Source organism: Salipiger marinus, from assembly GCF_900100085.1.
In the GTDB taxonomy this organism is placed as follows: domain Bacteria; phylum Pseudomonadota; class Alphaproteobacteria; order Rhodobacterales; family Rhodobacteraceae; genus Salipiger; species Salipiger marinus.
The window spans coordinates 131733-156438 of the sequence record NZ_FNEJ01000003.1 but is presented as its reverse complement, the minus strand read 5'-3'; the positions used below and the strand labels follow the sequence as shown (position 1 = coordinate 156438).

At 67.0% G+C, this 24706-nt stretch carries 20 protein-coding genes; 15 read left to right on the top strand and 5 right to left on the bottom strand.

Translation table 11 applies throughout. From position 1 onward, the window contains the following. Positions 1-80: 80 nt before the first annotated feature. Complete coding sequence (locus BLR51_RS04395; RefSeq protein ID WP_375342677.1) at positions 81-1076, bottom strand: TAXI family TRAP transporter solute-binding subunit; 996 nt, start codon at positions 1074-1076, stop codon at positions 81-83. 555 nt (positions 1077-1631) lie between these two features. Between BLR51_RS04395 and BLR51_RS04390 the strand changes: the two genes are divergently transcribed. From BLR51_RS04390 to BLR51_RS04325, 15 genes are all read left to right on the top strand, one after another. Continuing rightward, on the top strand, positions 1632-3035 hold the full coding sequence (locus BLR51_RS04390; RefSeq protein ID WP_242656642.1) for a DegQ family serine endoprotease: 1404 nt from the start codon (positions 1632-1634) through the stop codon (positions 3033-3035). 426 nt (positions 3036-3461) lie between these two features. Then, a complete protein-coding gene (locus BLR51_RS04385; RefSeq protein WP_089844353.1) occupies positions 3462-5057 on the top strand; it encodes an ABC transporter substrate-binding protein in 1596 nt (531 codons plus the stop codon). A gap of 66 nt (positions 5058-5123) precedes the next feature. After that, positions 5124-6077 (top strand): ABC transporter permease, encoded by a 954-nt coding sequence (locus BLR51_RS04380; RefSeq protein WP_089844351.1) that lies wholly within the window; start codon positions 5124-5126, stop codon positions 6075-6077. Between the two features lie 3 nt (positions 6078-6080). Continuing rightward, entirely contained in the window at positions 6081-6968 is an 888-nt protein-coding gene (locus BLR51_RS04375; protein WP_089844349.1) for an ABC transporter permease, read from the top strand. Further along, on the top strand, positions 6955-8004 hold the full coding sequence (locus BLR51_RS04370) for an ABC transporter ATP-binding protein (RefSeq protein WP_089844347.1): 1050 nt from the start codon (positions 6955-6957) through the stop codon (positions 8002-8004). The genes BLR51_RS04375 and BLR51_RS04370 overlap by 14 nt, the downstream gene beginning before the upstream one ends. Beyond that, entirely contained in the window at positions 8001-8975 is a 975-nt protein-coding gene (locus BLR51_RS04365; RefSeq protein ID WP_089844345.1) for an ABC transporter ATP-binding protein, read from the top strand. The genes BLR51_RS04370 and BLR51_RS04365 overlap by 4 nt, the downstream gene beginning before the upstream one ends. Beyond that, positions 8972-10150, top strand: coding sequence for an amidase (locus BLR51_RS04360; RefSeq protein WP_089844344.1), 1179 nt, complete (start codon positions 8972-8974; stop codon positions 10148-10150). The genes BLR51_RS04365 and BLR51_RS04360 overlap by 4 nt, the downstream gene beginning before the upstream one ends. Then, positions 10137-10598 (top strand): RidA family protein, encoded by a 462-nt coding sequence (locus BLR51_RS04355; protein WP_089844342.1) that lies wholly within the window; start codon positions 10137-10139, stop codon positions 10596-10598. Before BLR51_RS04360 ends, BLR51_RS04355 begins: the two co-directional genes overlap by 14 nt. Continuing rightward, entirely contained in the window at positions 10591-11226 is a 636-nt protein-coding gene (locus BLR51_RS04350; RefSeq protein ID WP_131821784.1) for an aspartate/glutamate racemase family protein, read from the top strand. The genes BLR51_RS04355 and BLR51_RS04350 overlap by 8 nt, the downstream gene beginning before the upstream one ends. Before the next feature lie 217 nt (positions 11227-11443). Beyond that, a complete protein-coding gene (locus BLR51_RS04345) occupies positions 11444-13054 on the top strand; it encodes an OpgD/OpgG family glucan biosynthesis protein (RefSeq protein WP_089844339.1) in 1611 nt (536 codons plus the stop codon). Then, entirely contained in the window at positions 13051-13233 is a 183-nt protein-coding gene (locus BLR51_RS27355) for a hypothetical protein (protein ID WP_131821783.1), read from the top strand. The genes BLR51_RS04345 and BLR51_RS27355 overlap by 4 nt, the downstream gene beginning before the upstream one ends. An 11-nt stretch (positions 13234-13244) precedes the next feature. Then, the gene (mdoH, locus tag BLR51_RS04340) at positions 13245-15044 is read left to right on the top strand and encodes a glucans biosynthesis glucosyltransferase MdoH (RefSeq protein WP_089844337.1); all 1800 of its coding nucleotides are present in this window, start codon (positions 13245-13247) and stop codon (positions 15042-15044) included. Beyond that, positions 15031-16305, top strand: a complete 1275-nt coding sequence (locus tag BLR51_RS04335) for an OpgC family protein (RefSeq protein WP_089844335.1) — start codon at positions 15031-15033, stop codon at positions 16303-16305. The genes mdoH and BLR51_RS04335 overlap by 14 nt, the downstream gene beginning before the upstream one ends. A 129-nt stretch (positions 16306-16434) precedes the next feature. Beyond that, the gene (locus BLR51_RS04330) at positions 16435-17673 is read left to right on the top strand and encodes an efflux RND transporter periplasmic adaptor subunit (RefSeq protein ID WP_089844333.1); all 1239 of its coding nucleotides are present in this window, start codon (positions 16435-16437) and stop codon (positions 17671-17673) included. A 3-nt stretch (positions 17674-17676) separates the two neighbouring features. Then, positions 17677-20784 carry an efflux RND transporter permease subunit gene (locus tag BLR51_RS04325; RefSeq protein ID WP_089844332.1) on the top strand — a complete coding sequence of 1036 codons (3108 nt, stop codon included), beginning with the start codon at positions 17677-17679 and terminating at the stop codon, positions 20782-20784. Between the two features lie 12 nt (positions 20785-20796). On the opposite strand, the gene BLR51_RS04320 is transcribed toward BLR51_RS04325, so the two are convergent. The 4 genes from BLR51_RS04320 to BLR51_RS04305 form a co-directional block, all read right to left on the bottom strand. Further along, positions 20797-21237 (bottom strand): MarR family winged helix-turn-helix transcriptional regulator, encoded by a 441-nt coding sequence (locus tag BLR51_RS04320; protein WP_089844653.1) that lies wholly within the window; start codon positions 21235-21237, stop codon positions 20797-20799. 85 nt (positions 21238-21322) lie between these two features. Continuing rightward, positions 21323-22024, bottom strand: coding sequence for an ABC transporter ATP-binding protein (locus BLR51_RS04315; protein WP_089844329.1), 702 nt, complete (start codon positions 22022-22024; stop codon positions 21323-21325). Then, entirely contained in the window at positions 22017-22787 is a 771-nt protein-coding gene (locus tag BLR51_RS04310) for an ABC transporter ATP-binding protein (RefSeq protein ID WP_089844327.1), read from the bottom strand. Before BLR51_RS04310 ends, BLR51_RS04315 begins: the two co-directional genes overlap by 8 nt. Beyond that, on the bottom strand, positions 22784-24643 hold the full coding sequence (locus BLR51_RS04305; protein ID WP_089844326.1) for an ABC transporter permease: 1860 nt from the start codon (positions 24641-24643) through the stop codon (positions 22784-22786). The genes BLR51_RS04310 and BLR51_RS04305 overlap by 4 nt, the downstream gene beginning before the upstream one ends. Between the last annotated feature and the right edge of the window lie 63 nt (positions 24644-24706).

Sequence of the window (24706 nt, the reverse complement as noted above, 5' to 3'; positions counted from 1 at the left end):
GGGCAAAAGGGGGCCGCGCCGGACGCAACCCCCTGAAAAAGCCAAGCGGCGCGGGATCGATCCCGCGCCGCCGTGACATGTTACTGAAGCAGGCCCGCTTCCTTGTAGAACTTCTCGGCGCCGGGGTGCAGCGGCACACCGATGCCGTTCAGCGCGGTGTCCTTGGTGATCAGCTTGCCCTTGGCGTGACCGGCATCCAGCTGCTTGCGGGTGTTGTCGTTCCACAGCGCCTTGGTGATCTCGTAGATCAGATCTTCGGGCTGCTCGGCGCTGGTGATCCACTGCGCGCCGACCGACAGCGTGGTCACGTCGTCGGCATTGCCCTCATAGGTGCCGCCGGGCACGGTGTCTTCGGCGAAGAACTTGAATTCTTCGCAGATCTTCGGCGCGTCGTCACAGCTGATCGGGATCACCTTGACGTCATGCTGGCTGGCCAGTTCCGAAATGGCACCGGCGGGGTAGCCGCCGACGAAGAAGAACGCATCCATGGCGCCATCGCGCATCCGGTCCGCAGCCTGATCGGGCTTGAGGAATTCGGGGGTGATGTCTTCCTCGGAGAGGCCGTAACCGTCAAGGATGATCCGCGCATCGACCAGCGTGCCCGATCCCGGCTCGTCCATGGAGACGCGCTTGCCCTTCAGATCGGCGACCGTGCTGATGCCGGACTCGGCGCTGGCGATCAGGTGGATGCTTTCGGGATAGAGGTTGGCGATGGCGCGCAGGCTTTCGACCGCAGGCTTGCCTTCCCAGATGCCGGTGCCGGTATAGGCCCAGGTCGCGACGTCGGACTGGGAAAAGCCGGATTCAAGCGTGCCGCCAGCAATGGCGTTGATGTTCGCGACCGAGCCGTTCGCGGACAGGGCAGAGGCGACGAGGCCGGGAACGCCGCAGGATCCGCCCTCTTCGCAGGAGCGCGAGCCCGGCGGGTTCGAGATCGCGTTCGCGAGAAGACCCCCGATCGGGTAATAGGTCCCGGCGGTGCCGCCGGTGCCGATGCGGAAGAAGCTCATCTCCTGCGCGCCGGCAGACGAAGCGGCAACGCCAAGGGCCAGCGCAGCGCTGGCAACGATCTTCATATGTTTCATGGTCTCCACAATCCTCCGTGCAGTGTCATGCCGGAAGTTAATCCGACGGGAAGACACGATACAAGCCTTCACCTGACGGCTCCGTTACATCCCGTGATCTGGCGTGCAAGTCCTTGGGGTCGATGAAACGGCGTCCTGATGGCCATGAACGCGGCTTGCGAGGCCCGTTTCCGCGCGATCAGCCTGCGCCGCGCGGCATCGGGGACACAGCGCTCCTGCGCGTCTCTCCCTCCCGCCCGCGGTGGGGGACGCGGGCGCGCAGTGCCCTTGCTGCCTGCGGTTTCTGGCGGGGCGGGCAGGGCGGAGGGGGGATGCAGCGCTCACCGCGCTTTCACCGTCAAGTCACATGGGCTTGACAGGCTGAAACCATTTCTTCCGTGGTGCCGCCGCGCACCTATGTTAGGTTTGTTCATGAGGAGGCGGGGCAGGTGTGCCGTTGCGCGACCTGCTGCCCAACAGAAGGAGTCCCCGGTGAAACAAACCTCACTTGCAGCAACGTTCCAAGGCGCGCGTCCGCTGCGGCTGTTCTGGCTCGCGACGCTGTCCATGGTCCTGATCCTGTCGCAAAGCCTGATGGCCGCCGCCCGGGGCGCGCCCGAAAGCTTTGCCGATCTGGCCGAACGCATCAGCCCCTCGGTGGTCAACATCACCACCTCTACCATGGTGGCAGGCCGCACCGGACCGCAGGGCATCGTTCCCGAAGGCTCGCCCTTCGAGGATTTTTTCCGTGAATTTCAGGACCGCAACGGTCAGAACGGCGACAGGCCGCGCCGGTCCTCGGCGCTGGGCTCGGGCTTCGTGATTTCCGAAGACGGCTTCATCGTCACCAACAACCACGTCATCGAGGGTGCCGACGAGATCACCATCGAATTCTTCTCGGGGCGCGAACTGGTGGCCACGCTGGTGGGCACCGACCCCAATACCGACATCGCGCTGCTGAAGGTCGAGGCCGAGGAGCCGCTGCCCTTCGTCAGGTTCGGCGATTCCGACACTGCCCGCGTGGGCGACTGGGTCATGGCCATGGGCAACCCGCTGGGACAGGGCTTTTCGGTCTCGGCAGGCATCGTGTCGGCGCGCAACCGGGCGCTGTCGGGCACCTATGACGATTACATTCAGACCGATGCCGCCATCAACCGCGGCAATTCCGGCGGTCCGCTGTTCAACATGTCCGGCGACGTGATCGGGGTGAACACCGCGATCCTGTCGCCCAATGGCGGCTCCATCGGCATCGGCTTTTCCATGGCCTCCAACGTGGTGACCAAGGTTGTCGACCAGCTCAAGGAATTCGGCGAGACCCGCCGCGGCTGGCTGGGCGTGCGCATTCAGGATCTGACCCCCGACATGGCCGAGGCGCTGGGTCTGGCGGACGCCACCGGCGCCATGGTGTCGGACGTGCCGGAAGGTCCGGCGATGGATGCGGGCCTGCAGGCGGGGGATGTCATCACCTCGTTCGACGGCAAGGAGATCGAGGACACCCGGCAGCTGGTCCGGCTGGTCGGCAATACCGAGGTCGGCAAGGCGGTGCGGGTGATCGTCAACCGCAACGGCACCACCGAGACGCTGCTGGTCACGCTGGGCCGCCGCGAGGACAGCGAAGAGACCTTCCCGGCCTCGCAGCAGCAGGATCTGCCCGAAGAACCGTCGAGCATGGATCTGATGGGCCTGACCCTGTCGCCGCTGACTGCGGATCTGCGGCAGGAACTGGCGCTGGAGGACAGCGCCCGCGGGCTGGCGGTGACGGCGGTGGACGAAGCCTCCGAAGCCTTCGAGAAGGGCCTGCGTCCGGGCGATGTCATCACCGAAGCCGGGCAGGCGCAGGTGCTGAGCCTGAGCGATCTGGAGGACAAGATCGCCGAGGCGCAGGAGGCGGGCCGCAAGTCGATCCTGCTTCTGGTGCGCCGCGGCGGCGATCCGCGCTTTGTCGCGCTGTCGCTGGAGGCCACCGAATAAACGGCGGTCTGACCGGATCATCTGGAGAGGGCGGGGAGACATCCCCGCCCTTTTGCGTTGTGGCCCGGTTGCAGCGGGGGTTTCACACCCCCGCACCCCCGTGGAGTTTAGGGGCAAGATGAAGGGCCTTGCCGGGGGCTGCGGGGCGTGCGGGCGCATCGGCGCTTTGGCGTGCGACCGGGTGCCGGGGCGGGGTCTGGGGCCGTGATGACGGGCCGCAGCGGGGGCTGCGAATTTCTGGCTGCCTGCAAGCTGGGCGGCGGCGGGCGAACTGCTTAATCTTGCGGCATGGAATGCCATTTTGCGGGGGCGCGCGTGCTGTGCTCTGCCCTGTGCCGCGCGGCGCGCGGCATCCTTGGCGAAGCGGACGGGGTGCCATGAATGCAGCCCGCCGAACCAGGAACAGGGACAATTCGGAGGTATGAGATGCTTCGTCTGAAAGCAGGGATCGCGGCGCTGGCGCTGGCGGCCAGTCTGGCCGGGGCGGCGATGGCCGAGGGCACGCTGCGCATCGGCATGACGGCGGCGGATATTCCGCTGACCACCGGCCAGACCGATCAGGGCGGCGAGGGCATGCGGTTCATGGGCTATACGGTCTATGATTCGCTGATCGAATGGGATCTGACCAGCGCCGACAAGCCGTCGATGCTGATCCCCGGGCTGGCCACCGACTGGTCGGTGGATCCGGAGGACCAGACGAAATGGACCTTCACGCTGCGCGAGGGGGTGACGTTTCACGACGGTTCGCCCTTCAACGCCGAGAATGTGGTGTGGAACCTCGACAAGCTGCTGGTGGAAGGGTCGGAGCAGTACGATCCCCGGCAGGCGGCGCAGGGCAAATCGCGCATTCCCGCCATCGCGTCGTACAGCGTGGTGGATGATCTGACCGTAGAGATCGTGACCAAGGAGCCCGATGCCACGCTGCCCTATCAGCTGGCGTGGATCCTGATGTCGTCCAAGGCCAACTGGGAGGCGCTGGGCAAGGACTGGGAGCAGGTGGCGATGGCGCCTTCGGGCACCGGGCCGTGGAAGCTGGAGACCTTCGTGCCGCGCGAGCGCGCCGAGATGGTGCCTTTTGCCGATTACTGGGATGAAAGCCGCATTCCGCAGCTCGACAAGCTGGTGCTGATCCCGCTGCCGGAACCGAACGCCCGCGCGGCGGCGCTGATGTCGGGGCAGGTGGACTGGATCGAGGCGCCCGCGCCCGACACCATCCCGGCGATGGAGGGCAACGGCTTCGTCATCTCCTCCAACGCCTATCCGCATAACTGGACATGGCATCTGAGCCGGGTCGAAGGCTCGCCATGGAATGACATCCGGGTGCGCAAGGCCGCGAACCTTGCCATCGACCGTGAAGGCATGGCGCCGCTGCTGGGCGGGCTGATGGTCCCGGCCAAGGGCTTCCTGCCGCCGAGTTCGCAGTGGTTCGGCGAGCCCGAATTCGACATCAGCTATGATCTGGAGACCGCGAAGGCGCTGATGACCGAGGCAGGGTTTGGCCCGGAAAACCACCTGCAGGTGAAGGCGCTGATCTCGCCCTCGGGGTCGGGGCAGATGCTGCCGCTGCCGATGAACGAGTTTCTTCAGCAGAGCCTTGCCGAGATCTGGATCGACGTGGAGTTCATGGTCGTCGAGTGGAACCAGATGATCAACCTGTGGCGGGCGGGGGCGGCGGACCCGTCGGTCGAAGGCGCCATGTCCATCAACTTTACCTATTTCATTCAGGATCCGTTCACCGGGCTCATCCGCCATCTGGACTGCAACCTGATCGCGCCCAACGGCACCAACTGGGGCCATTACTGCGACCCCGAGATGCAGGATCTGTTCGCCCGCATCAAGACCACCTTCGATCCCGCCGAACAGGATGCGGTGATGCGCGAGACGCATGAGAAATATGTCGATGACGCGCTGTTCCTGATGGTCACCCATGACGTGGCGCCGCGCGCGCTGTCGCCGAAGGTGAAGGGATTTGTGCAGGCGCAGAACTGGTATCAGAACTTCTCGTCCATCACCATGGAGTGACCCCCACCGGGGTCGCCGCCCCTGCCGCGTTCTAGCGCGGCGGGGGCCTCAGCCAGGAGCCAGCCCGTGCTCAGCTATTTTCTCCGCCGTCTGATCCTTGTCCTGCCCGTGGCCTTCGGCGTGTCGGTCATCTGTTTCCTGCTGGTGCAGATCGCGCCCGGCGATCCGCTGACCGCGATCATGCCGGTGGATGCCACCGCCGAGGAGCAGGCGGCGATGCGCGCCGCCTATGGCTTGGACAAGCCCCTGCCGGTGCAATACGCGATCTGGATCGGCAATCTTGCGCAGGGCGATATGGGCCGGTCCATCGCCACCGGACGCCCCGTCGCGCAGGAGGTGTTCGGGGCGGTGCAGAATTCGCTGCTGCTGGCGGTGAGTGCGGCGGTGATCGCCTTTCCGCTTGGGATCTTTCTGGGGTTTCTGGCGGGTTATTTTCGCGACACGACCCTGGACAAGGTGGTGACCGCGCTGTCGATCACCGGGGTGTCGGTGCCGAATTACTGGCTGGGCATCGTGCTGGTCATCATCTTTTCGGTCAATCTGGGCTGGCTGCCGTCGATGGGGGCGGGGCCGGGCGGATCGCAGGACTGGGCCTGGGACTGGCTGCACATGCGCCATCTGGTGCTGCCCGCCGTGACGCTGGCGGTGGTGCCCATCGGCATCGTGGCGCGCACGGTGCGGGCGCTGGCGGGCGACATCCTGACCATGGATTTTGTCACGGCGCTTTACGCCAAGGGCATGAGCCGCGCGGACGTGCTGCGCCATGTCGCCCGCAACGCCGCCGCCACCGCGCTGTCGGTGATGGGGCTGCAGCTGGGCTATCTGCTGGGCGGATCGATCCTGATCGAGACGGTGTTCAACTGGCCGGGGTCGGGGTTTCTGCTGTCCAACGCCATCTTCCAGCGTGACCTGCCGCTGCTGCAGGGCACCATCCTTGTGCTGGCGCTGTTCTTTGTCGCCATGAACCTGATCGTCGATGTGGCGCAGGCCGCCATCGACCCCCGCATCAAGAGGAGCTGAGCCATGGCCTTGGCGGAAAGCGGACCCCTTGCCGGGGCCGGGGCGCAGAAGCCGCAGGGCTACTGGGCGGGTGTGGGGGCGCGGCTGCTGCGCGACCCGGTGGCGATGATCTGCGCGGCGGTGCTGCTGGCGCTGATCCTGTCGGCGGTGTTTGCGCCATGGCTGGGGCTGGCCGATCCCTACAAGGGCTCGATGATCGCCCGGCTGAAGCCGCTGGGCACCGACGGTTATCCGCTGGGCACCGACGAGCAGGGGCGCGACATGCTGGCCCGGCTGATCTATGGCGGGCGGCTGACGCTGTTCATCGGGCTGATGCCGGTGGTGCTGGCGTTCTTCATCGGATCCGCGCTGGGCATCGTGGCGGGCTATGTGGGCGGCATGGTCAATACCGTCATCATGCGGGTGGTGGACGTGTTCTTCGCCTTCCCCTCGGTGCTGCTGGCCATCGCCATTTCCGGCGCGCTGGGCGCGGGGATCGTCAACAGCCTTGTGTCGCTGACCATCGTGTTCATCCCGCCCATCACCCGCGTCGCCGAGGCGGTGACCTCGGGCGTGCGCGGCCTTGATTACATCGATGCGGCGCGCGCCACCGGTGCCAGCGCATGGACGGTGATCCGGGTGCATGTGATCGGCAACGTGCTGTCGCCGATCTTTGTCTATGCCACCTCGCTGACCAGCGTCTGCATGATCCTTGCCGCCGGGCTGTCCTTTCTGGGCATCGGGGTGCGCCCGCCAGAGCCGGAATGGGGGCTGATGCTGAACACGCTGCGCTCGGCCATCTATGTGAACCCGTGGCTGGCGGCGCTGCCGGGGGTGATGATCTTTCTGACCTCGCTGTGCCTGAACCTGCTCAGCGACGGATTGAGGAGTGCGATGAATGTCCGTGACTGAAAGCTTTGCCCAGACCCCCGACAAGGGCGGCCCCGCGCAGCCGCTGGTCATCGTGCGCGACCTGCAGAAACATTTCCCGATCCGGGGCGGCATCCTTGGCCGCACCACCGCCCATGTGCAGGCGGTGGACGGCGTGTCCTTCAGCGTCCGCAAGGGCGAGACGCTGGGCATCGTCGGCGAATCCGGCTGCGGCAAATCCACCACCGCGCGGCTGCTGATCGGCCTGATCGAAAAGGACAAGGGAGAGATCATCTTTGACGGGCAGGCGCTGGGTGAAAGCCTGAGCCTGCGCGATCTGCGCCGCGACGTGCAGATGGTGTTTCAGGACAGCTATGCCTCGCTGAACCCGCGGCTGACCATTCTGGATTCCGTGGCCTTCGGCGCGCGGGTGCAGGGGCTGGACGAGCCGGAGGACCGCGCCCGCAGCCTGATGGCGCGGGTGGGGCTTGATCCCGACCGCTTCGCGCACCGCTACCCGCACGAGCTGTCCGGCGGGCAGCGCCAGCGCGTCAACATCGCGCGGGCGCTCGCCATGTCGCCCCGGCTGGTGGTGCTGGACGAGGCGGTGTCGGCGCTCGACAAATCGGTGGAGGCGCAGGTGCTGAACCTGCTCACCGATCTGCGCCGCGAATACGGGCTGACCTATATCTTCATCAGCCATGACCTGAACGTGGTGCGCTATATCTCTGACCGCATTCTGGTCATGTATCTGGGCGAGGTGGTGGAGGTGGCGCCGGTGGACAGCATCTGGCAGCAGCAGGCGCATCCCTATACCCGGTCGCTGTTTTCGGCGATGCCGTCCATGGATCCGGACAACCGCACCAAGGTGCCGCCACTGGCGGGCGATCCGCCGAACCCGATCAACCCGCCCTCGGGCTGCCGCTTTCACACCCGCTGCCGCTATGCCGAAGCGGTGTGCAAATCCGCAGCACCCCGGCTCGGGGCCCTGCCGGGGGCGCCCGACCATCTGACCGCCTGCCATCTGCACGATGCCGCCTCCGGCCATTCAAGGGCTGGCATGGGGATCCCGGCATGACCCGGCTGCTGGACATCCGCAACCTGACGCTGCGCTTTACCGGCAAGCGGACGGTGCATGCGCTCAACAACGTGTCGCTGGCGATGGAACAGGGCGAAACGCTGGCCCTGCTGGGCGAAAGCGGCTCTGGCAAGTCGGTGACGCTGAAGGCGCTTCTGGGGCTGCTGCCGCCCAAGCGCACGCAGATCGAAGGCCAGATGACGGTGAACGGCATCGACGTGCTGTCGCTGTCGGGCCGCGCGCTGCAGAAATACCGGGGCGGCGAGGTGTCCATGGTGTTTCAGGAACCGGCGCTGGCGCTGGATCCGGTCTATACCATCGGCCATCAGATCGCGGAATCGGTGATGCGCCACAAGGGCGTGAGCCGGGCCGAAGCCATGTCCACCGCGCTTGATATGCTGGACCGGGTGCGCATTCCTTCGGCGAACCGGCGGCTGCACAATTACCCGCATGAACTGTCGGGGGGGATGCGGCAGCGGGTGATGATCGCGCTGGCACTGGCCTGCCGTCCGCGCCTGCTGCTGGCGGATGAACCCACCACCGCGCTGGATGCCACGGTGCAGATCCAGATCCTGCTGCTGCTGCGCGAATTGCAGAAGGAATTCGGCATGGGCGTGATCTTTGTCACCCATGACATTGGCGTGGCGGTGGAAATCTCGGAACGGGTGGCGGTGATGTATGCCGGCCAGATCGTGGAGGAGGGCACCACGCGCGAGATCATCAAGGAGGCCCGCCATCCCTATACCCAAGGCCTGCTGGCGGCCAACCTGCATGACGTGGCGCGGGGCGCCCGGCTTAACGCCATTCCCGGCGCGCCGCCCTCGCTGGAGGTGAAGCCCGATGCCTGCTCCTTTGCGCCGCGCTGTCCGCTGGCCCATGCCGACTGCCTGAAGGGGCTGCCGCCGATGGTGCATCCGGCGCCGCGCCGCCGCGTCGCCTGTGTCTGCGCCGAACGGATGGCTGCGGAATGAGCGCGGATCGCTGGCACTGCCTGATGCCCTATCCGCCCGCGCCTGTGCCCCATGCCGCCAGCGGGCCGCTGTCCGGCCTGCGGCTGGCGGTGAAGGATATCTTCGATGTCGCAGGCTACCCCACCGGCTGCGGCTGTCCGCTGAAGCTGGCGCAGAGCGGGATCAAGCCCCGCACCGCCTCTGCCGCGCTGGCGCTGCTGGAGGCGGGCGCGGAATTTGTGGGCAAGACCCATACCGACGAGCTGGCGTGGTCCATGTATGGCATGAACGCGCATTTCGGCACGCCGGTGAACCCCGCAGCCCCCGACCGCATCCCGGGCGGGTCCTCCTCCGGCTCTGCCGTGGCGGTGGCGGCGGGGCTTGCGGACCTCGCCATCGGTTCGGATACCGGCGGATCGGTGCGCGCGCCCGCCAGCTTCTGCGGCATCTGGGGGATCCGGCCCAGCCATGGCGCGCTGCCGCTCGATCACACGATGGAGCTTGCCGCCAGCTATGACACCTGCGGGATCTTCGCGCGGGACGGGGCGACGCTGCTGCGCGCGCTGCAGGTGCTGCTGCCTGATCCGGGCGTGGCGCTGGATGCGCCCGACCTGCTGCGCCCTGCGGACATGTGGGATCAGCTTGCACCCGCGCCGCGCGCGGTGCTCGAGCGCGCCTTTGCCGGGCAGAGCGCGCGCGAGCTGAGCATCTTTCCCCAAGGGGTCGAGGCCGCCTATGCGACCTTCCTGACCACGGTCAATGCCGATGCCCGCGACAGCGTGCTGCCCTTCATCCGCGACACCGCCATGCCGCTGGTGCGTGGCATCGACGGGCGCGTCGCCGCCGCCGAGGCGCTGACCGAGCCAGAGATCGCGCAGGCCCGCGCTGACCGCGCCGTGTTTGCTGCGGAACTGGATGCGCGGCTGGGGCCGCAGGGCGTGCTGCTGGCGCCGGTGGTGCATGACGCGCCCTTCAGGCTCGACGCGCCGCTCGCGGTGTTCGACAGCTACCGCCATCACGCCATGCGGCTTTTATGCGTGGCAGGGCTTGCGGGACTGCCGCAGGTGGTGTTTCCGGCAGGGCAGGTGGAGGGCGCGCCCTATGGCGCTGCCCTGATCGGCCCGCGCGGATCCGATCTGGCGCTGCTGGCGCTCGCCTGCGAGATGACGAAAGGACAGACCCATGGATCCCATTGAACAGCGTCTGGCAGAGCTTGGCCTGTCGCTGCCCCCCTCCGCGCCGTCCCGCGCGCTGTTCCTGCCCGGCAAGATCAGCGGCAACCTGCTGTTCCTCTCCGGCCAGATCTGCGAATGGGAAGGGGTTCCGCAATATTTCGGCCCGGTGGCCGAGGGGTTCGACATGGACACGGGGCAGGCGGCGGCGCGGATGTGCGCGCTGAACCTGCTTTATTCCATCAAGACCGTGGCGGGGTCGCTGTCGCGGGTCAGCAGCGTGATCCGGCTGGGGGGCTTTGTCGCGGCGCCGCCGGGGTATGGCGAAGGGCCGTTCATCGTCAACGGTGCGTCGCAGCTGTTCATCGATCTTTACGGCGAGGCGGGGCGGCATGCGCGCACCGCGGTCAATGTCGCCTCGCTGCCTGCCAATGCGCTGGTGGAAATCGACGCGGTGGTGGAGCTTGGCTAGGCCCGTCCTGCTGATGAACCCCAACAGCAGCGAAGCCACCACGCGGGCCATGGTGGCCATTGCCGCCCGGGTCTTGCCCGAGGTCGAAGGCTGGACCGCGCCCGCCGGACCGCCGCTGCTGACCGATCCGGCGGTGCTGGCGCAGGCGGGCGATCTGGTGGCGGCGGCGGAGGTGCCACAGGGCATCGCGGCGGTGATCGTGTCGGCCTTTGGCGATCCCGGTCAGGCGGCGCTGGCGGCGCGGCTTGCCGTGCCGGTGGTGGGCATTGGCGGGGCTGCGGCGCGGGCGGCGGCGCGGGGCGGCAGACGCTTTGCGGTGGTCACCCACACACCCGCTTTGGTTGAGTCCATCGACGCGCTGATGCGGCAGGCCGCCCCCGGGGAGGGCTGGCTGGGCACCTTTCTGGCCGAGGGCGATCCCGCCGTTCTGGGGGCTGATCCGCCGCGGCTGGATGCCGCGTTGCTGGCCGCGATCCACCATGCGACAGCCGCCGGGGCAGAGGTGGTCATCATCGGCGGCGGCCCCTTGGGAGAGGCGGCAGAGCGACTCAGGCACCTGTCGCCATGCCCGCTGGTTTCGCCCATTTATGAGGCAGCGCAGGAAGTGCTAGCAAAACTTTGCCGGTAGAGCGGTCAACAGGCGAAAAACCGCCAAAAATATGCACAAAAAAACAGCACATTTTCGGGCGTTCGGCGAAGTTTTGCTACAGTGCAGCGAAACCTCGCTTTACAGGGAACCCCCTTTGATTACGGGGTGTTGTGTTTCCCGATGCGGAAACCACATTCCGCTCCAGCCTTGTTCACGGAGCAAACTTTTGCGGAATCACCCGACCCTGACCCCTGCCATGCCCGGAAACTCCCTTCAGGCGCGGCCCAGCCGTCGCCGTTTCCTGACCAGCCTTGCCGGATCGGTCGCGGTGCCCGCTCTTCTTGGGGCCTCGCCGCTGATCGCGCAGGACGCTGCCGCCCCGACGCCGCCGCCCGAAGACGCCGGCAGCCCGTTTTCCTTTGACCTGCTGTCGGAGGGGATGGCGCGCGCCGCCATGAGCCCGCCGCGCAACCCTGAGGTGATCGAGGGGTTTCTGGCCGATCTGGATTACGACGGCTACCAGCGCATCCGCTTTGATCCCGAACGTGCCCGCTGGCGCGAGCCGGATGTGGGATTCCGCCTGAGCGCCTTTCATCTGGGCTGGCTTTTCGAGACCCCGGTGCACCTGTTCGAGGTGGTGGACGGCCAGTCCCGCCCGATGACCTTCGGCACGCAGGATTTCGACTATTCCAGCCTTGAGAGCGTGGAGATTCCCGCCGACACCCCCATGCCGGGCGTGGCCGGGTTCCGGCTGAACACGCCGCTGAACCGCGCCGACATCTTTGACGAACTGGTGGCCTTTCTGGGCGCCAGCTATTTCCGGGCGCTGGGGCGCGGCACGCTCTACGGGCTCAGCGCGCGCGGGCTTGCGGTGAACACCGGCCTTGCCGCCGGGGAGGAATTCCCGCGCTTCAGCGATTTCTGGCTGGAACGCCCGCAGCCGGGCGCCGAGACGCTGACGCTTTATGCGGCGCTGGAAAGCCAGTCGGTGACCGGCGCTTACCGGTTCATCATCCGTCCCGGCACCGACACGCAGATCGACGTGACCGCCCGGCTGTACCTGCGCAACGACATCGAACAGCTTGGCATCGCGCCGCTGACCTCCATGTTCCTTTATGGCGGTGCCGATGCCGGGGAGTTCGACGATTTCCGCCCGGCGGTGCATGACAGCGAGGCGCTGGTGTTGACGACGCGGGCGGGCGCCACCATCTATCGTCCTCTGAACAACCCGCCGCGGCTTGCCAGCAGCTATTTCGGGGCGATGAGCCCGAAAAGCTTTGGTCTGGTGCAGCGCACCCGCGATTTCAGCGAATACCTTGATGCAGAGGCGCATTACGAAAAGCGCCCGACGCTGATGGTGGAACCGCTGGGCGACTGGGGCGAGGGCTCGGTGCGGCTGGTGGAGATTCCGTCCAAGCTTGAAGCCAATGACAACATCGTCGCCTACTGGATCCCCGATGTGGACACCACGGCGGGCGCGGCGCTGGAATTCTCGTACCGGCTGAGCTGGGGTCTGGCGCCCGAGGGTGACGGATCGGTTGACCGGGCGCGCGTGGTGCGCACCCGCGTCGGCAAGGGCGGCGTTTCGGGGATGGAGCAGGACACCGATCGGCGGAAATTCGTCATCGATTTTGAAGGCGGCCTTCTGGGGGAACTTCCGGGGGACGCCGAAGTTGAGGTGCAGACAACTGCCGTGCGCGGCGAGATCGCCGAAGCCGTGGTAAGCCGCATTTCAGGGACCAACACCTGGCGGCTGGTGCTGGAAGTAGAAGCCCCCGGCGGAACAGCCGCGGAACTTTCGGCGGAATTGATCGGCTACGGCCATACACTGACAGAAACCTGGACCTATCAATGGGTGAAGGAATGAGTGCTGAACTGAATAACATGAGCGATCTGAGCCAAGCCGCGCTGGTGGAACAGCCGCACTGGGCTCCGCCGGAGGCGCCGCTCGAGATGCCGGAGCAGGTGGTTGAGACCGAGGTCCAGCCCGCCGCCTGGCTGCATGACTGGGTGCAGCGCGTGCTGCTGCCCCGTCAGCGGATCTGAGGAGCGCGCCCATGCCCGTGCTGCCGCGGCCCAGTCGCTCCACCATCGCCATCAGGGCCACGGCGGTGATCTTTTCACTGCTGGCAGCCGGGACAGCCACGGTGCTGCTGCTTGAAGTTGCGCTGCAGGACGGGTCCGACCTGTGGGATTACGTCCGCGCGGTGCTGATCCTTGTCACCACCGCATGGCTCGCCTGGGGGGCGGGTCTGGCGCTGAGCGGGCTTGCCCCGCAGCGGCGCACCTCCGTGCCCGAAATGCAGGAGCCCCAGCCGCCCACCGTGGTGCTGGTGCCGATCTGCAACGAGGATCCGGTGACCACCTTCGCCCGCATTGCCGCGATGGACCGCTCCATCCGGCAGGCGGGAGTTGCGGCGCATGTGGCGATCCTGTCCGACACGCGCGATCCGCAGGCCGCCGATCTGGAGCGGCGCACTTTCGTGCGCCTGCTGCAGGAGACCGAAGGCGAGGGCCGCATCTTCTACCGCCGCCGCACTGACAACCGGGGCCGCAAGGCCGGCAACGTGGAGGATTTTTTCCGCAAGTCGGGCTCTGCCTACGAGCTTGCGGTGATCCTTGATGCTGACAGCCTGATGGAAGGATCCGCGATCCGCGCCATGATCGCGCGGATGCAGGCGGATTCCGGTCTGGGGCTGCTGCAGACCCTGCCGCGCGTGATCGGCGGGCGGTCGTTCTTTGCCCGCGCGATGCAATTCGCGGCGGCCTTTCACGGGCCGGTCTTCACCCGGGGACTGGCGCGGATGCAGGGCGCGGCGGGGCCGTTCTGGGGCCATAACGCCATCGTGCGGGTCCGTGCCTTTGCCGCAAGCTGCGCGCTGCCGGAACTGCAGGGCAAGCCGCCCTTTGGCGGGCATATCCTCAGCCATGACTATGTGGAGGCGGCGCTGCTGGCCCGCGCGGGCTGGAAGGTGGAGGTCGATTCCACCATCAACGGTTCCTTCGAGGAGGGGCCGGAAAACCTGCTGTCCTTCGCCAAGCGCGACCGCCGCTGGTGTCAGGGCAACCTGCAGCACATGCGCCTGCTGACCGCGCCCGGCCTTGCGCCGTGGAGCCGGTTCGTCTTTGTGCAGGGCATCTTTGCCTATCTGGTGTCGCTGCTCTGGGCGGGGTTCCTCGTGGCCTCGCTGATCGCGGCGATCACGGCCCCCGTGCCGGATTACTTCCCCGATCCGCATCAGCTTTTCCCGGTTTTCCCCTCGGACCGCACCAAGGAGATGATCGCGCTGATGCTGGGCATCTTCGGCCTGCTCATCATGCCGAAATTCGCCATTCTGCTGGAATCGGTGCTGGCGCGCCGCGATGCGGGCTTTGGCGGCTGGGGCCGCGCCGCGCTGTCGGTGCTGGCCGAAATCCTGCTCACCTCGCTGATTGCGCCGCTGATGCTCATGTATCAGACCCGCGCCGTGCTGCAGGTGCTGTCGGGGCGCGATGGCGGCTGGCCCGCCAGCCAGCGGGCCGAAGGCTGGCTGAGCCTGCGGCAGGGCGTGCGGGCGGGGCTGTGGATCATGGTGACCGGCGCGCTGGCGCTTGGCGCCACCGCGCAGCTGTCGCCGGGGCTGGCGCCTTGGCTGCTGCCTGTCAGCCTGCCGATGATCCTTGCGCCCGCGCTGATCGCATGGACCTCGCGTCCGCTGACCCACAAGCTGTTCATCACCCCCGACGAGCTTGATCCCTCGCCGGTGGTGCGCGACTACCGCGCCACGGTGGCCCGCTGGACCGACGGTCCTGCCGCTGCCGCCGTGCCGCAGGGCGCACCCCTGCCGGGCGGAGGGACAAGCCATGCCGCCGCCTGACACCAAAGCGACACCGGCCCAGCAGGGCGACGCCAAGAAACTGGTGACGTTTCCGGGCGTGCCAGAAGGCACGGTCCGTCGCCCCCGCGACCCGCGCATCGACGCCTTTCGCGGCCTCGCGCTGGTGATGATCTTCGTCAATCACGTGCCGGGCAACCCTTATGAGGCGCTGACCATCCGGAACTTCACCTTTTCGGACGCGGCTGAGACTTTTTTCATCATGTCGGGCATCGCGGCGGGTCTGGCCTATGCCGGGCGCTTCCTGCCGGAGGCGCGGGCGCGCACCGGGCTCTGGCATGGCGTGGCTCCGATGTGGGGGCGCAGCTGGACGCTGTATCTGGCGCATCTGTTCCTGACCGCTTGGGCCATGGCGATCTATGCCGCCGCTTCGGGCATGTTCGGGATGCCGGAGCTTCTGGCGCAGATCAACCTGCGCCCGGTTTTCGCCACCACCGAAGAGGCGCTGTTCGGCGTCGCCGCGATGACCCACCAGCTGGGCTATGTGAATATCCTGCCCGCCTATACCGTGCTGCTCTTCGCCGGTCCGGTGCTGGTGCTGCTGGGGCTGTGGCGGCTGGGGGCGCTGCTGGCGCTGTCGGGGCTTTTGTGGTTCGCCGCCGGGCTGTGGCGGCTGAACCTGCCGAATTTCCCCAATGAAGGCGGCTGGTTCTTCAACCCGCTGTCATGGCAGCTGCTGTTCGTGGTGGGGCTCGCCATCGGTCTGCGCCTGCGCGACGGGCAGCGGCTGGTGCCCCGCTCAAAGCCGCTTTTCGCGCTGGCGGCCGGGTTCTGCCTGCTGGTGCTGGTGTGGAAACACGTCCCCGCCGTGGCAGAGGTGCTGAACCACCAGATGTCGCGTCTGGCCGATCTGGGCGCGCCGTTCCATCTGGTCAGCCATGACAAGACCTATGTCGCGGTGCCGCGCCTGCTGAACGTGCTGGCGCTGGCCTATGTGCTGTCCTGCCTGCCGATGGTCACCGCCGCCTCGGCGCATCGCTGGGCCGCGCCGCTGCGGCTGCTGGGGCGGCAGGGGCTGATCGTGTTCTGCACCGGCACGCTGCTGTCGCTGGTGCTTCAGGTCATCATCGCCGGGGCGGGCGAGCCGCGCTGGATGGCATGGATCCTGCCGCCGGTCGGGGTGGCGATCATGCTGGGCATCGCGTGGCTGGCCATGCCGCGCAAGCCCATTGCCCCGCGTCAGGGCAGCGCACAGGCGCAGGGCGGCGTGGTGGCGCGCCCCGCAGGAGCCCGCGCCAGCTAAGCGCGGCTCACGGAAACGTCAGACCGAAAAGGCCCCGCCGCAATGACTTTTGCGGCGGGGCCTTCATCTTGCGGCGTGTAACGCTTGGTCCTGCGACCCATGCCGGATGACAGACGCAAAGGAACCTTCATGCCGATCCGACCCGTTCTGCGGACAGTTGCCGTGTTTGCCGCGCTGAGCCTTGCTGCTCCGCTGACAGCCCAGGTGCCGCCCTCTGGCGCTGCCCAAGCCCGGGAGGTGGGAGTGGTCACGCTGGAACGGGCGCAGGTGCCCTATCAGGTCACGCTGCCGGGCCGCTCGGTCGCCTTTGACGAGGTGGCGGTGCGTCCGCGCGTGTCCGGCATGATCTCGGAAATTGCCTATGAACCGGGGCGGAACGTGGCGGCGGGGGATCTGCTGTTCCGCATCGAAGGCGACACCTATGCCGCCGATGTCGCCGCCGCCGAGGCCGATCTGGAGGGCGCGCGCGCCGCGCTGCAATCCGCCGAGGCGACGCTGAGCCGCTATCAGCGCCTGTCGGGCACCGGGGTCGCCGCCACCGAGGTGGAGACGGCGGAAGTGTCGGTGGCGCAGGCCCGCGCCACGGTCAGCGCGGCAGAGGCGGCGCTGGATCTGGCGCGGCTGGAGCTGGACCGCACCACCATCACCAGCCCCATCGACGGCATCGTGGCGCTGCCCGAGGTGTCGGTGGGCGATCTGGTCACCGCCAACCAGACCGATGCGCTGACCACGGTGACGCGGATCGACCCGATCTATGTGGACGTGCAGGAATCCATCCGCCGCATTCAGGAGGTGCGCGCCCGGTTCGAGGCGGGCACGCTGATGCCCGGAGAGGTGCGCGACGTGACGCTGGAGCTGGAAACCGGCACCCGCTATGACGGGCAGGGCAGTTTCGTGTCGCCGCCGATCAGCGTGTCCACCACCACGGGCACCTCTGCCATCCGCTTCAGCTTTCCCAATCCCGACCGCCGCATCCTGCCGGGGCAGTTCCTGCGGGTGCATATCAGCGTGGGCACGGCGCAGGCGATCCTTGTGCCGCAGGGCGCCACCTCGCGCGCAGGTGATGGCAGCCTGACCGCCTTTGTGGTGACCGATGGCGTGGCCGAAGAACGGATGCTGACCGAAGAAGGCACCTTCGGCAATGACTGGGTGGTGACCGAAGGCGTGACCGAAGGCGAGACGCTGGTGGTCGACGGGCTGCGCAACCTGATGGCTGGGGCCGAGGTGCGCCCGGTTCCGGTCGCCATTTCCGAAGAGGGCGTGGCGGTCCGCGCCGATGGCCAGAGCGAAAGCTTCACATCCCCCGCCGCCGCCTCCGGCGACAGTCCTCCTGTCGCCTCCGGTGACGCCTCCGGCGACGAGGGCTGATCCATGGGACATTTCTTCATCGGGCGCCCGGTTTTCGCTTGGGTGCTGGCCCTGCTGACCATGCTGGGCGGCGCCTTTGCCGTGCTGACCCTGCCGGTCAGCCAGTATCCCGACATCGCGCCGACCTCGGTGCGCATCTCTGCCAGCTATCCCGGCGCCACCGCCGAGGCGGTGCAGAATTCCGTCACCCGCGAGGTCGAGGACGCGATGACCGGGCTGGAGGGGATGCTCTACATGACCTCCAGCTCGTCACAGGGCTCATCCTCCATCGAGATCACCTTTGACGAAAGCGTGGATCCCATCGACGCGCAGAACGAGGTGCAGTCCAAGGTCAGTCAGGTCGAGGGCCGCCTGCCCACATCGGTGCAGAGCCAGGGCGTGCGGGTGTCGCGCTCCAGCTCGTCGATCCTGCTGGTGGGGGCGCTGGTGGACACGTCCGGCACTTACAGCACGCTGCAGCTTGGCGACATCATGTCCACCACGGTCGAAGGCCCGGTCGAACGGACCGATGGCGTGGGTGGCGTGCAGAGCTTCGGTTCGGGCTATGCCATGCGCATCTGGCTCGATCCGCTGTCGCTGGCGCGCTACCAGCTGACGCCCTCGGACGTGACCAGCGCCGTGCAGGAGCAGAATTCCACCGTGTCCGTGGGTTCGCTGGGCGAACAGCCCACGCTGACCGGGCAGCAGTTCACCGCCACCGTCACCGCGCAAAGCCAGCTCACCACGGTGGAGGAATTCCAGAGCATCCTGCTGCGCTCCTCCGAAGAGGGGGGCGTGGTCCGGCTGGGCGATGTCGCCCGGGTCGAGATCGGGCAGGAAAGTTACGGCGGCGGCTCGCGGTTCAACGGGCTCGCCTCTTCGGGCTTTGGGGTCAATCTTGAAACCGGGGCCAATGCGGTGGACACCGCCGCCGCCGTGCGCGCCACGCTGGACCGGCTTGCCCCGGCGCTGCCCGAAGGCGTGGAATTCCGCATCGCCTATGACACCTCGCCCTTTGTCGAGCTGTCCATCGAGCGGGTCTATCACACGCTGATCGAGGCGGTGGTGCTGGTGCTGGCGGTGCTGCTGATCTTCCTGCAAAGCTGGCGCGCCACGCTGATCCCGCTGATCGCGGTGCCGGTGGTGCTGCTGGGCACCTTCGGAGTGCTGCTGGTCACCGGCTTCACCATCAACACGCTGACCATGTTCGCCATGGTGCTGGCCATCGGTCTTCTGGTCGATGACGCCATCGTGGTGGTGGAAAATGTCGAACGGCTGATGGAGGAGCAGAAGCTGTCGGCGTTCGAGGCCACCAGACAGTCCATGGCGCAAATCACCACGGCGCTGATCGGCATCAACGTGGTGCTGGCGGCGGTCTTTCTGCCCATGGCGTTTTTTGGCGGCTCCACCGGCGTGATCTACCGGCAGTTTTCGGTGACCATGGTGGCGGCCATGGCGATTTCGCTGATCATGGCGATCATCCTTGCGCCGCCCATGTCGGCGCGGCTGCTGCGCCCCAGCCACGGGCCCGCGCGGTTTGCGCCTGCGCGCTGGTTCAACAGCGGGCTCGCGCGCCTGACGGCGGGCTATGGCCGCGTGGTGCGGGCCAGCCTGCGCGCGCCTGCCATGGTGCTGGTGGTGCTGGCGCTGGTGCTGGGCGGCGCATGGGCGGTCTATGACCGGCTGACCTCCTCGTTCATTCCGACCGAGGATCAGGGCGTGCTGATGACCATCATCTCGCTGGACGAGGGCGCCACCACGCAGCAGACGCTGGCCACGGTGGAGCGGGTCGAGGAGTATCTGCTGACCGAAGAACGTGCTGCGGTGGAAAGCACCTTCGCCTCGCTGGGCTTCGGCTTTGGCGGGTCGGGGCAGAATCAGGCCATGGTCTTCGTCAAGCTGCGCGATTTTGCTGAACGCGAGGGCGATCCTGACTTGGCCGCCGAGGCGGTGGCGGGCCGCGCCACCATGGCCTTTGCCGCCAACCGGTCGGGGCAGATCTTTGTCACCCAGCCGCCCGCGATCCGGGGCATCGGCAATACCGGCGGGTTTTCCTTCTATCTGGTCGATCAGGCGGGCAACGGCATCGCGGCGCTGCAGGCCGCCGCCGAGGAGCTGGAGGCGCGGTCCGCCGACAGCAGTGCCGTCACCAACCTGCGCGTGTCGGGCACCGAGGAGGAAAGCGCGCTGCGCATCGAGGTGGACCGCGAAAAGGCGGAAAGTTTCGGCCTGACCCTGTCCAGCATCAACGCCATGCTGTCGGTCATCTTCGCGGGCAGCGAGGTGAACGATTTTGTGCTGGGGTCGGAACTGCGCCCGGTGATCGTGATGGCCGATGCCGCCTACCGGATGCAGCCCGACAACATCATGGACTGGTATGCCCGAAACGACGCCGGAGAGATGGTGCCGTTTTCGGCCTTCATGGACACCACATGGGAGCCGGTGGCGCCGCGTCTGCAGCGCTATGCCGCCACCGCCGCCATCGAGGTGTCGGGGTCGGCGGGCGAGGGCGTCAGTTCCGGCGCAGCCATGGCCGAAATGCAGGATCTGGTCGCGGAACTGGAGGGCGGCTACGGGCTGGCATGGACGGGCCTGTCCTATCAGGAACAGCAGTCGGGCTCGCAGGCGCCCTATCTTTACGCCATCTCGGCGCTGGTGGTGTTCCTTGCACTGGCGGCCCTTTACGAAAGCTGGTCGATCCCCTTTGCGGTCATGCTGTCGGTGCCGGTGGGCGTGCTGGGGGCGCTGGTGGCGGCGTGGCTCTTCGGGCAGTCCAATGACGTCTATTTCAAGGTGGGGATGCTGACGACCATCGGGCTTGCCGCGCGCAATGCCATCCTCATCGTGGAATTCGCCGAGGATCTGCGCAAGCAGGGCCGCAGCATCGCCGAAGCGGCGGTGGAGGCGGCACAGCTGCGGCTGCGGCCCATCCTGATGACCGCGCTGACCTTCATTCTGGGGGTGGTGCCGCTGGCCATCGCCACCGGGGCGGGGGCCAAGGCGCAGAACGCCATCGGCATCGGGGTGATCGGCGGCATGATCGCCTCCACCGTGATCGGGATCTTCCTCGTGCCCGGCTTCTATGTGCTGGTCATGCGGCTGGTGCGGCGGGTCACGGGCCGCACCGCCTGAGGCGAGGCTGCCTTAGATGATCTTGCGAAGGAGGCGCAGCAGCGTCTCCTTCTCCTTGTCGCGCAGGGGCGCCAGCGTGTCGGCGGTGACAAGGATCGCCGCCTCCACCGCCTCGTCGACCAGCGCCACGCCGGAGGCGGTCAGCGACACCAGATGCCGCCGCCGGTCGTCGGGATCGCGCGCGGTGCGCAGCAGGCCGCGCGCGATCAGCCGGTCCACCACGCCCTTGGTGGTGGCGCCGTCCATGGCCACCGACCGCCCCAGCGCGTTCTGCGACATGGGGCCATCCTCGGCGAGCCGGTACATCACCGAAAACTGCGTGGTGGTGAGCTTGCCGGGCACCTTTTCGGCAAAGATCACCGAATTGCGCTGATAGGCGCGGCGCAGCAGGAAACCGATCTGGTCATCCAGCGTATAGCCGTGTTCGGCACTGGTTCGGGCGGGGCGGGGCATGTCCAAGCGGCGTCTCCTTCTTGGCTTTGCCCTAGCGGCGTCGCGCCGCAAGGGCAATCCGGCCCCGCCACAGAGCGGCGTCAGGTCACACGGACAGATAGGCGTCGCGGATCTCGGGCTGCTGTTCCAGTTCGGCAAACGTGCCGTCGAATTTCTTCTGTCCACCTTCGATGATGATCGCCCGGTCGGCCACGGCGCGGGCAAAATGCAGGTTCTGTTCGGAAATCATCACCGTCAGCCCTTCGGCCTTCAGCTGCAGGATGGTGCGCGCCATCTGTTCGACGATGACCGGGGCGATGCCTTCGGAGGGCTCGTCCAAGAGCAGCAGCGCGGGGTTGCCCATGAGCGTGCGCGCGATGGTCAGCATCTGCTGTTCGCCCCCCGACATGTGCTTGCCCCGGTTGCCGCGCCGTTCCGACAGGTTGGGGAAGATCTGGAACAGCTGCTCCACGCTCCAGTGCGGGGCATCCCTGCGCGCGGGCTGGCGGCCCACCTCGAGGTTTTCGAGCACCGTCAGGTCGGTGAAGATGCGCCGGTCCTCGGGCACATAGCCAAGCCCGGCCTTGGCCACGCGGAAGGCCGGGTCGCCCACCAGATTGCGGCCCTGAAACATCACCGCGCCGTCGCGCGGGCGCACCAGTTGCATCACCGATTTCATCGTGGTGGACTTGCCCGCGCCGTTGCGGCCCAGCAGGGCCACCACCTCGCCGCGCCGCACCTCGAAACTCAGATCGTCAAGGATATGGGCCTTGCCGTAATAGCTGTTGATCCGCTCGACGCTAAGCATGCGCCTCCTCCTTGAACAGGGTGCCGCCGCCCAGATAGACCTCTTGCACCTTGGGGTTGTTGCGCACCTCGGCGGCAGAGCCGTCGGCGATCAGCGCGCCACGGTTCAGCACCATGATGTGATGGGCATGGGCAAAGACCACGTCCATGTCATGTTCGGTGAACAGCACCGACACGCCCTGATCGCGCACGATGTCGGCGGTCAGCTGCATCAGCGCGATGCGCGCCTGCGGCGCCATGCCCGCGGTGGGTTCGTCCATCAGCAAGAGCCGGGGCCGGTGGCAGAGCGCGATCGCCAGTTCCAGCCGCTTCAGATCGCCATAGGCCAGCACCGAACAGGGCCGGTCGGCCTGATCCTGCAGGTCGACGGTGCGCAGGAAGTCCATCGCCTCGTCCCGATACAGCCGCCACGCCCGCGCCCCGAAGGAGAACAGCCGCCGGTGATGGCTGATCAGCGCCATCTGCACGTTCTCGATCACCGTCATCGACTGATAGGTGCCGGTGATCTGGAAGGTGCGGCCCACGCCGCGCCGCCAGATCTCGCGCGGCTTCTGCCCGGTGATGCGGGATCCGTCCAGAAACACCTCTCCGGCGGTGGGCCTGAGCTGGCCCATCAGCATGTTGAAGCAGGTGGATTTGCCCGCGCCATTGGGGCCGATCAGCGCCTTCAGCTCGCCCTGTTTCACCGAGAACGACACGCCATTGACCGCGATGAAGCCGTCATAGCTTTTCTTCAGGTTTTCGACCCGGAGGATTTCCGTCATTTGCTCACCTCGGACTTGCTGCCGGTGACACGCGCCCACAGGCTGCGCAGGCTGCCCACGATGCCTTCGGGCATCAGGATCACCACGGCGATGATGACCAGACCCAGCACCAGCCGCCAGTATTCCAGCCGGGTCAGCCAGTGTTCGACTGAACTGAGGAAGGTGGCGCCGACCACGCCGCCCGCCAGCGTCTTGACCCCGCCAAGGAAGACGACGATCAGCGCGTCGAAGCTTTTGGCGATCTCAAGCTCGGTGGGAAAGACCGAGCCCTTGGCGAAGACGAAGATGCCGCCCGCCAGACCCGCCATAACCCCCGCGATGGCAAAGGCCACCAGCTGCACGCGCTTGACGTCGATGCCCATGGCCTCGGCCTGACGCGGGCTGTCGCGGCCCGCGCGCAGCGCATAGCCGAAGGGCGCGTGGATGATGTGGCGCAGCACGAGGATGCCCCCCACCGCAAGGATCAGCGTGAAGTAGTAATAGGTGACCGGCCCGTTCAGCCATGGCGCGGGCCAGATGTTGATCAGCCCGTCATCGCCGCGCGTCAGCCCGCGCCACTGGAAGGCCACCGACCAGACCAGCTGCGAAAAGGCCAGCGTCAGCATGGCGAAATAGACGCCCGAGAGCCGGATGCAGAACCAGCCGATCCCCAGCGCCAGCAGCCCCGCCGCCAGCGGCGCGAAGAGAAACGCCAGCTCCATCGGGGTGTCGGTGTGAAAGACCAGCAGCGCCGCCGCATAGGCGCCACCGCCAAAAAATGCGGCATGGCCAAAGCTTACCAGCCCGCCCGAGCCAAGGATGAAATGCAGCGAGGCGGCAAACAGCGCGAAGATCAGGATGTCGATGGTCAGGATCAGCAGGAACTGGTCCGCGACGAAGGGCAGCGCGGCCAGCACCAGCAGCAGCGCCGTCACCACCATGCGGCCCCGGGTGCCATAGGGGCGGATGGGGGTTTCGGGGGCGCCGACCTGTCCGTGTTCGCCCGCCACCTCCTCGCGGCCCAGCAGGCCGTAGGGGCGGATGATCAGCACGATGGCCATGACCACGAACATCAGCACCAGCGTCGACTGCGGCAGGTAGGTCACGCCGAAGACGTTGAGCACGGAAATCAGCACCGCCGCGATGAAGGCGCCGGGCAGGCTGCCCATGCCGCCGATCACCACCACCACGAAGACCGCGCCGATGATGTTGAAATCCATCAGCAGATCGGCCCCGCCCTTGGGCAGCTGCAGCGCGCCGCCCCATGCCGCCAGCGCCGAGCCAAGCGCGAACACCCCGGTAAAGAGCCATGCCTGATTGACGCCAAGCGCGCCCACCATCTCGCGGTCCTGCGTGGCGGCGCGCACCAGCACGCCCAGCCTTGTGCGGGTGATGAGATACCACAGCGCGAACAGGATGAACGGCGTCATGGCGATGAGGATGATGTCATATTTCGGCACCGGCTCGCCGAAGATGCGCCAGACGCCGCGCAGGCCGGGGGCGCGCGGCCCCAGCCGGTCCTCCGCGCCCCAGATCATCAGCGCCAGATCCTGAATGACGAGGATCACGCCGAAGGTGGCGACAAGCTGGAACAGTTCCGGCGCGCGGTAGATGGGGCGCAGCACCACCATTTCGACCACGGCGGCGATCAGCCCGACCACCAGCCCGGTCAGCACGATGGCGCCCCAGAACCCCACCGCGCCGGGCAGGAACTCCATCAGGGTGACCCCGACAAAGGCGCCCAGCATGTAGAAGGAGCCATGGGCAAAATTGACGATCCGGGTGACGCCGAAGATCAGCGACAGCCCGGAGGCGACAAGGAAAAGGGCGGCGGCATTGGCGAGCCCTGTCAGGAACTGGGCGAAGAAGAAGGCCATGGAAGGGTCAAATCCGTCTCATTCCGTCCCCGGACCGGGGCGCGGTCGCCCGATGGCAGCGCC

Bases quoted from the DNA above. Each gene is read 5' to 3' on its own strand.
- BLR51_RS04335 (WP_089844335.1), top strand. From the start codon at position 15,031: ATGCCGCCGCCTGACACCAAAGCGACACCGGCCCAGCAGGGCGACGCC.
- BLR51_RS04325 (WP_089844332.1), top strand. From the start codon at position 17,677: ATGGGACATTTCTTCATCGGGCGCCCGGTTTTCGCTTGGGTGCTGGCC.
- BLR51_RS04315 (WP_089844329.1), bottom strand. From the start codon at position 22,024: ATGCTTAGCGTCGAGCGGATCAACAGCTATTACGGCAAGGCCCATATC.
- BLR51_RS04305 (WP_089844326.1), bottom strand. From the start codon at position 24,643: ATGGCCTTCTTCTTCGCCCAGTTCCTGACAGGGCTCGCCAATGCCGCC.
- mdoH (WP_089844337.1), top strand. From the start codon at position 13,245: ATGCCCGTGCTGCCGCGGCCCAGTCGCTCCACCATCGCCATCAGGGCC.
- BLR51_RS04375 (WP_089844349.1), top strand. From the start codon at position 6,081: ATGGCCTTGGCGGAAAGCGGACCCCTTGCCGGGGCCGGGGCGCAGAAG.
- BLR51_RS04370 (WP_089844347.1), top strand. From the start codon at position 6,955: ATGTCCGTGACTGAAAGCTTTGCCCAGACCCCCGACAAGGGCGGCCCC.
- BLR51_RS04310 (WP_089844327.1), bottom strand. From the start codon at position 22,787: ATGACGGAAATCCTCCGGGTCGAAAACCTGAAGAAAAGCTATGACGGC.
- BLR51_RS04385 (WP_089844353.1), top strand. From the start codon at position 3,462: ATGCTTCGTCTGAAAGCAGGGATCGCGGCGCTGGCGCTGGCGGCCAGT.
- BLR51_RS27355 (WP_131821783.1), top strand. From the start codon at position 13,051: ATGAGTGCTGAACTGAATAACATGAGCGATCTGAGCCAAGCCGCGCTG.
- BLR51_RS04360 (WP_089844344.1), top strand. From the start codon at position 8,972: ATGAGCGCGGATCGCTGGCACTGCCTGATGCCCTATCCGCCCGCGCCT.
- BLR51_RS04320 (WP_089844653.1), bottom strand. From the start codon at position 21,237: ATGCCCCGCCCCGCCCGAACCAGTGCCGAACACGGCTATACGCTGGAT.
- BLR51_RS04390 (WP_242656642.1), top strand. From the start codon at position 1,632: ATGGTCCTGATCCTGTCGCAAAGCCTGATGGCCGCCGCCCGGGGCGCG.
- BLR51_RS04365 (WP_089844345.1), top strand. From the start codon at position 8,001: ATGACCCGGCTGCTGGACATCCGCAACCTGACGCTGCGCTTTACCGGC.
- BLR51_RS04395 (WP_375342677.1), bottom strand. From the start codon at position 1,076: ATGAAGATCGTTGCCAGCGCTGCGCTGGCCCTTGGCGTTGCCGCTTCG.
- BLR51_RS04330 (WP_089844333.1), top strand. From the start codon at position 16,435: ATGCCGATCCGACCCGTTCTGCGGACAGTTGCCGTGTTTGCCGCGCTG.
- BLR51_RS04355 (WP_089844342.1), top strand. From the start codon at position 10,137: ATGGATCCCATTGAACAGCGTCTGGCAGAGCTTGGCCTGTCGCTGCCC.
- BLR51_RS04345 (WP_089844339.1), top strand. From the start codon at position 11,444: ATGCCCGGAAACTCCCTTCAGGCGCGGCCCAGCCGTCGCCGTTTCCTG.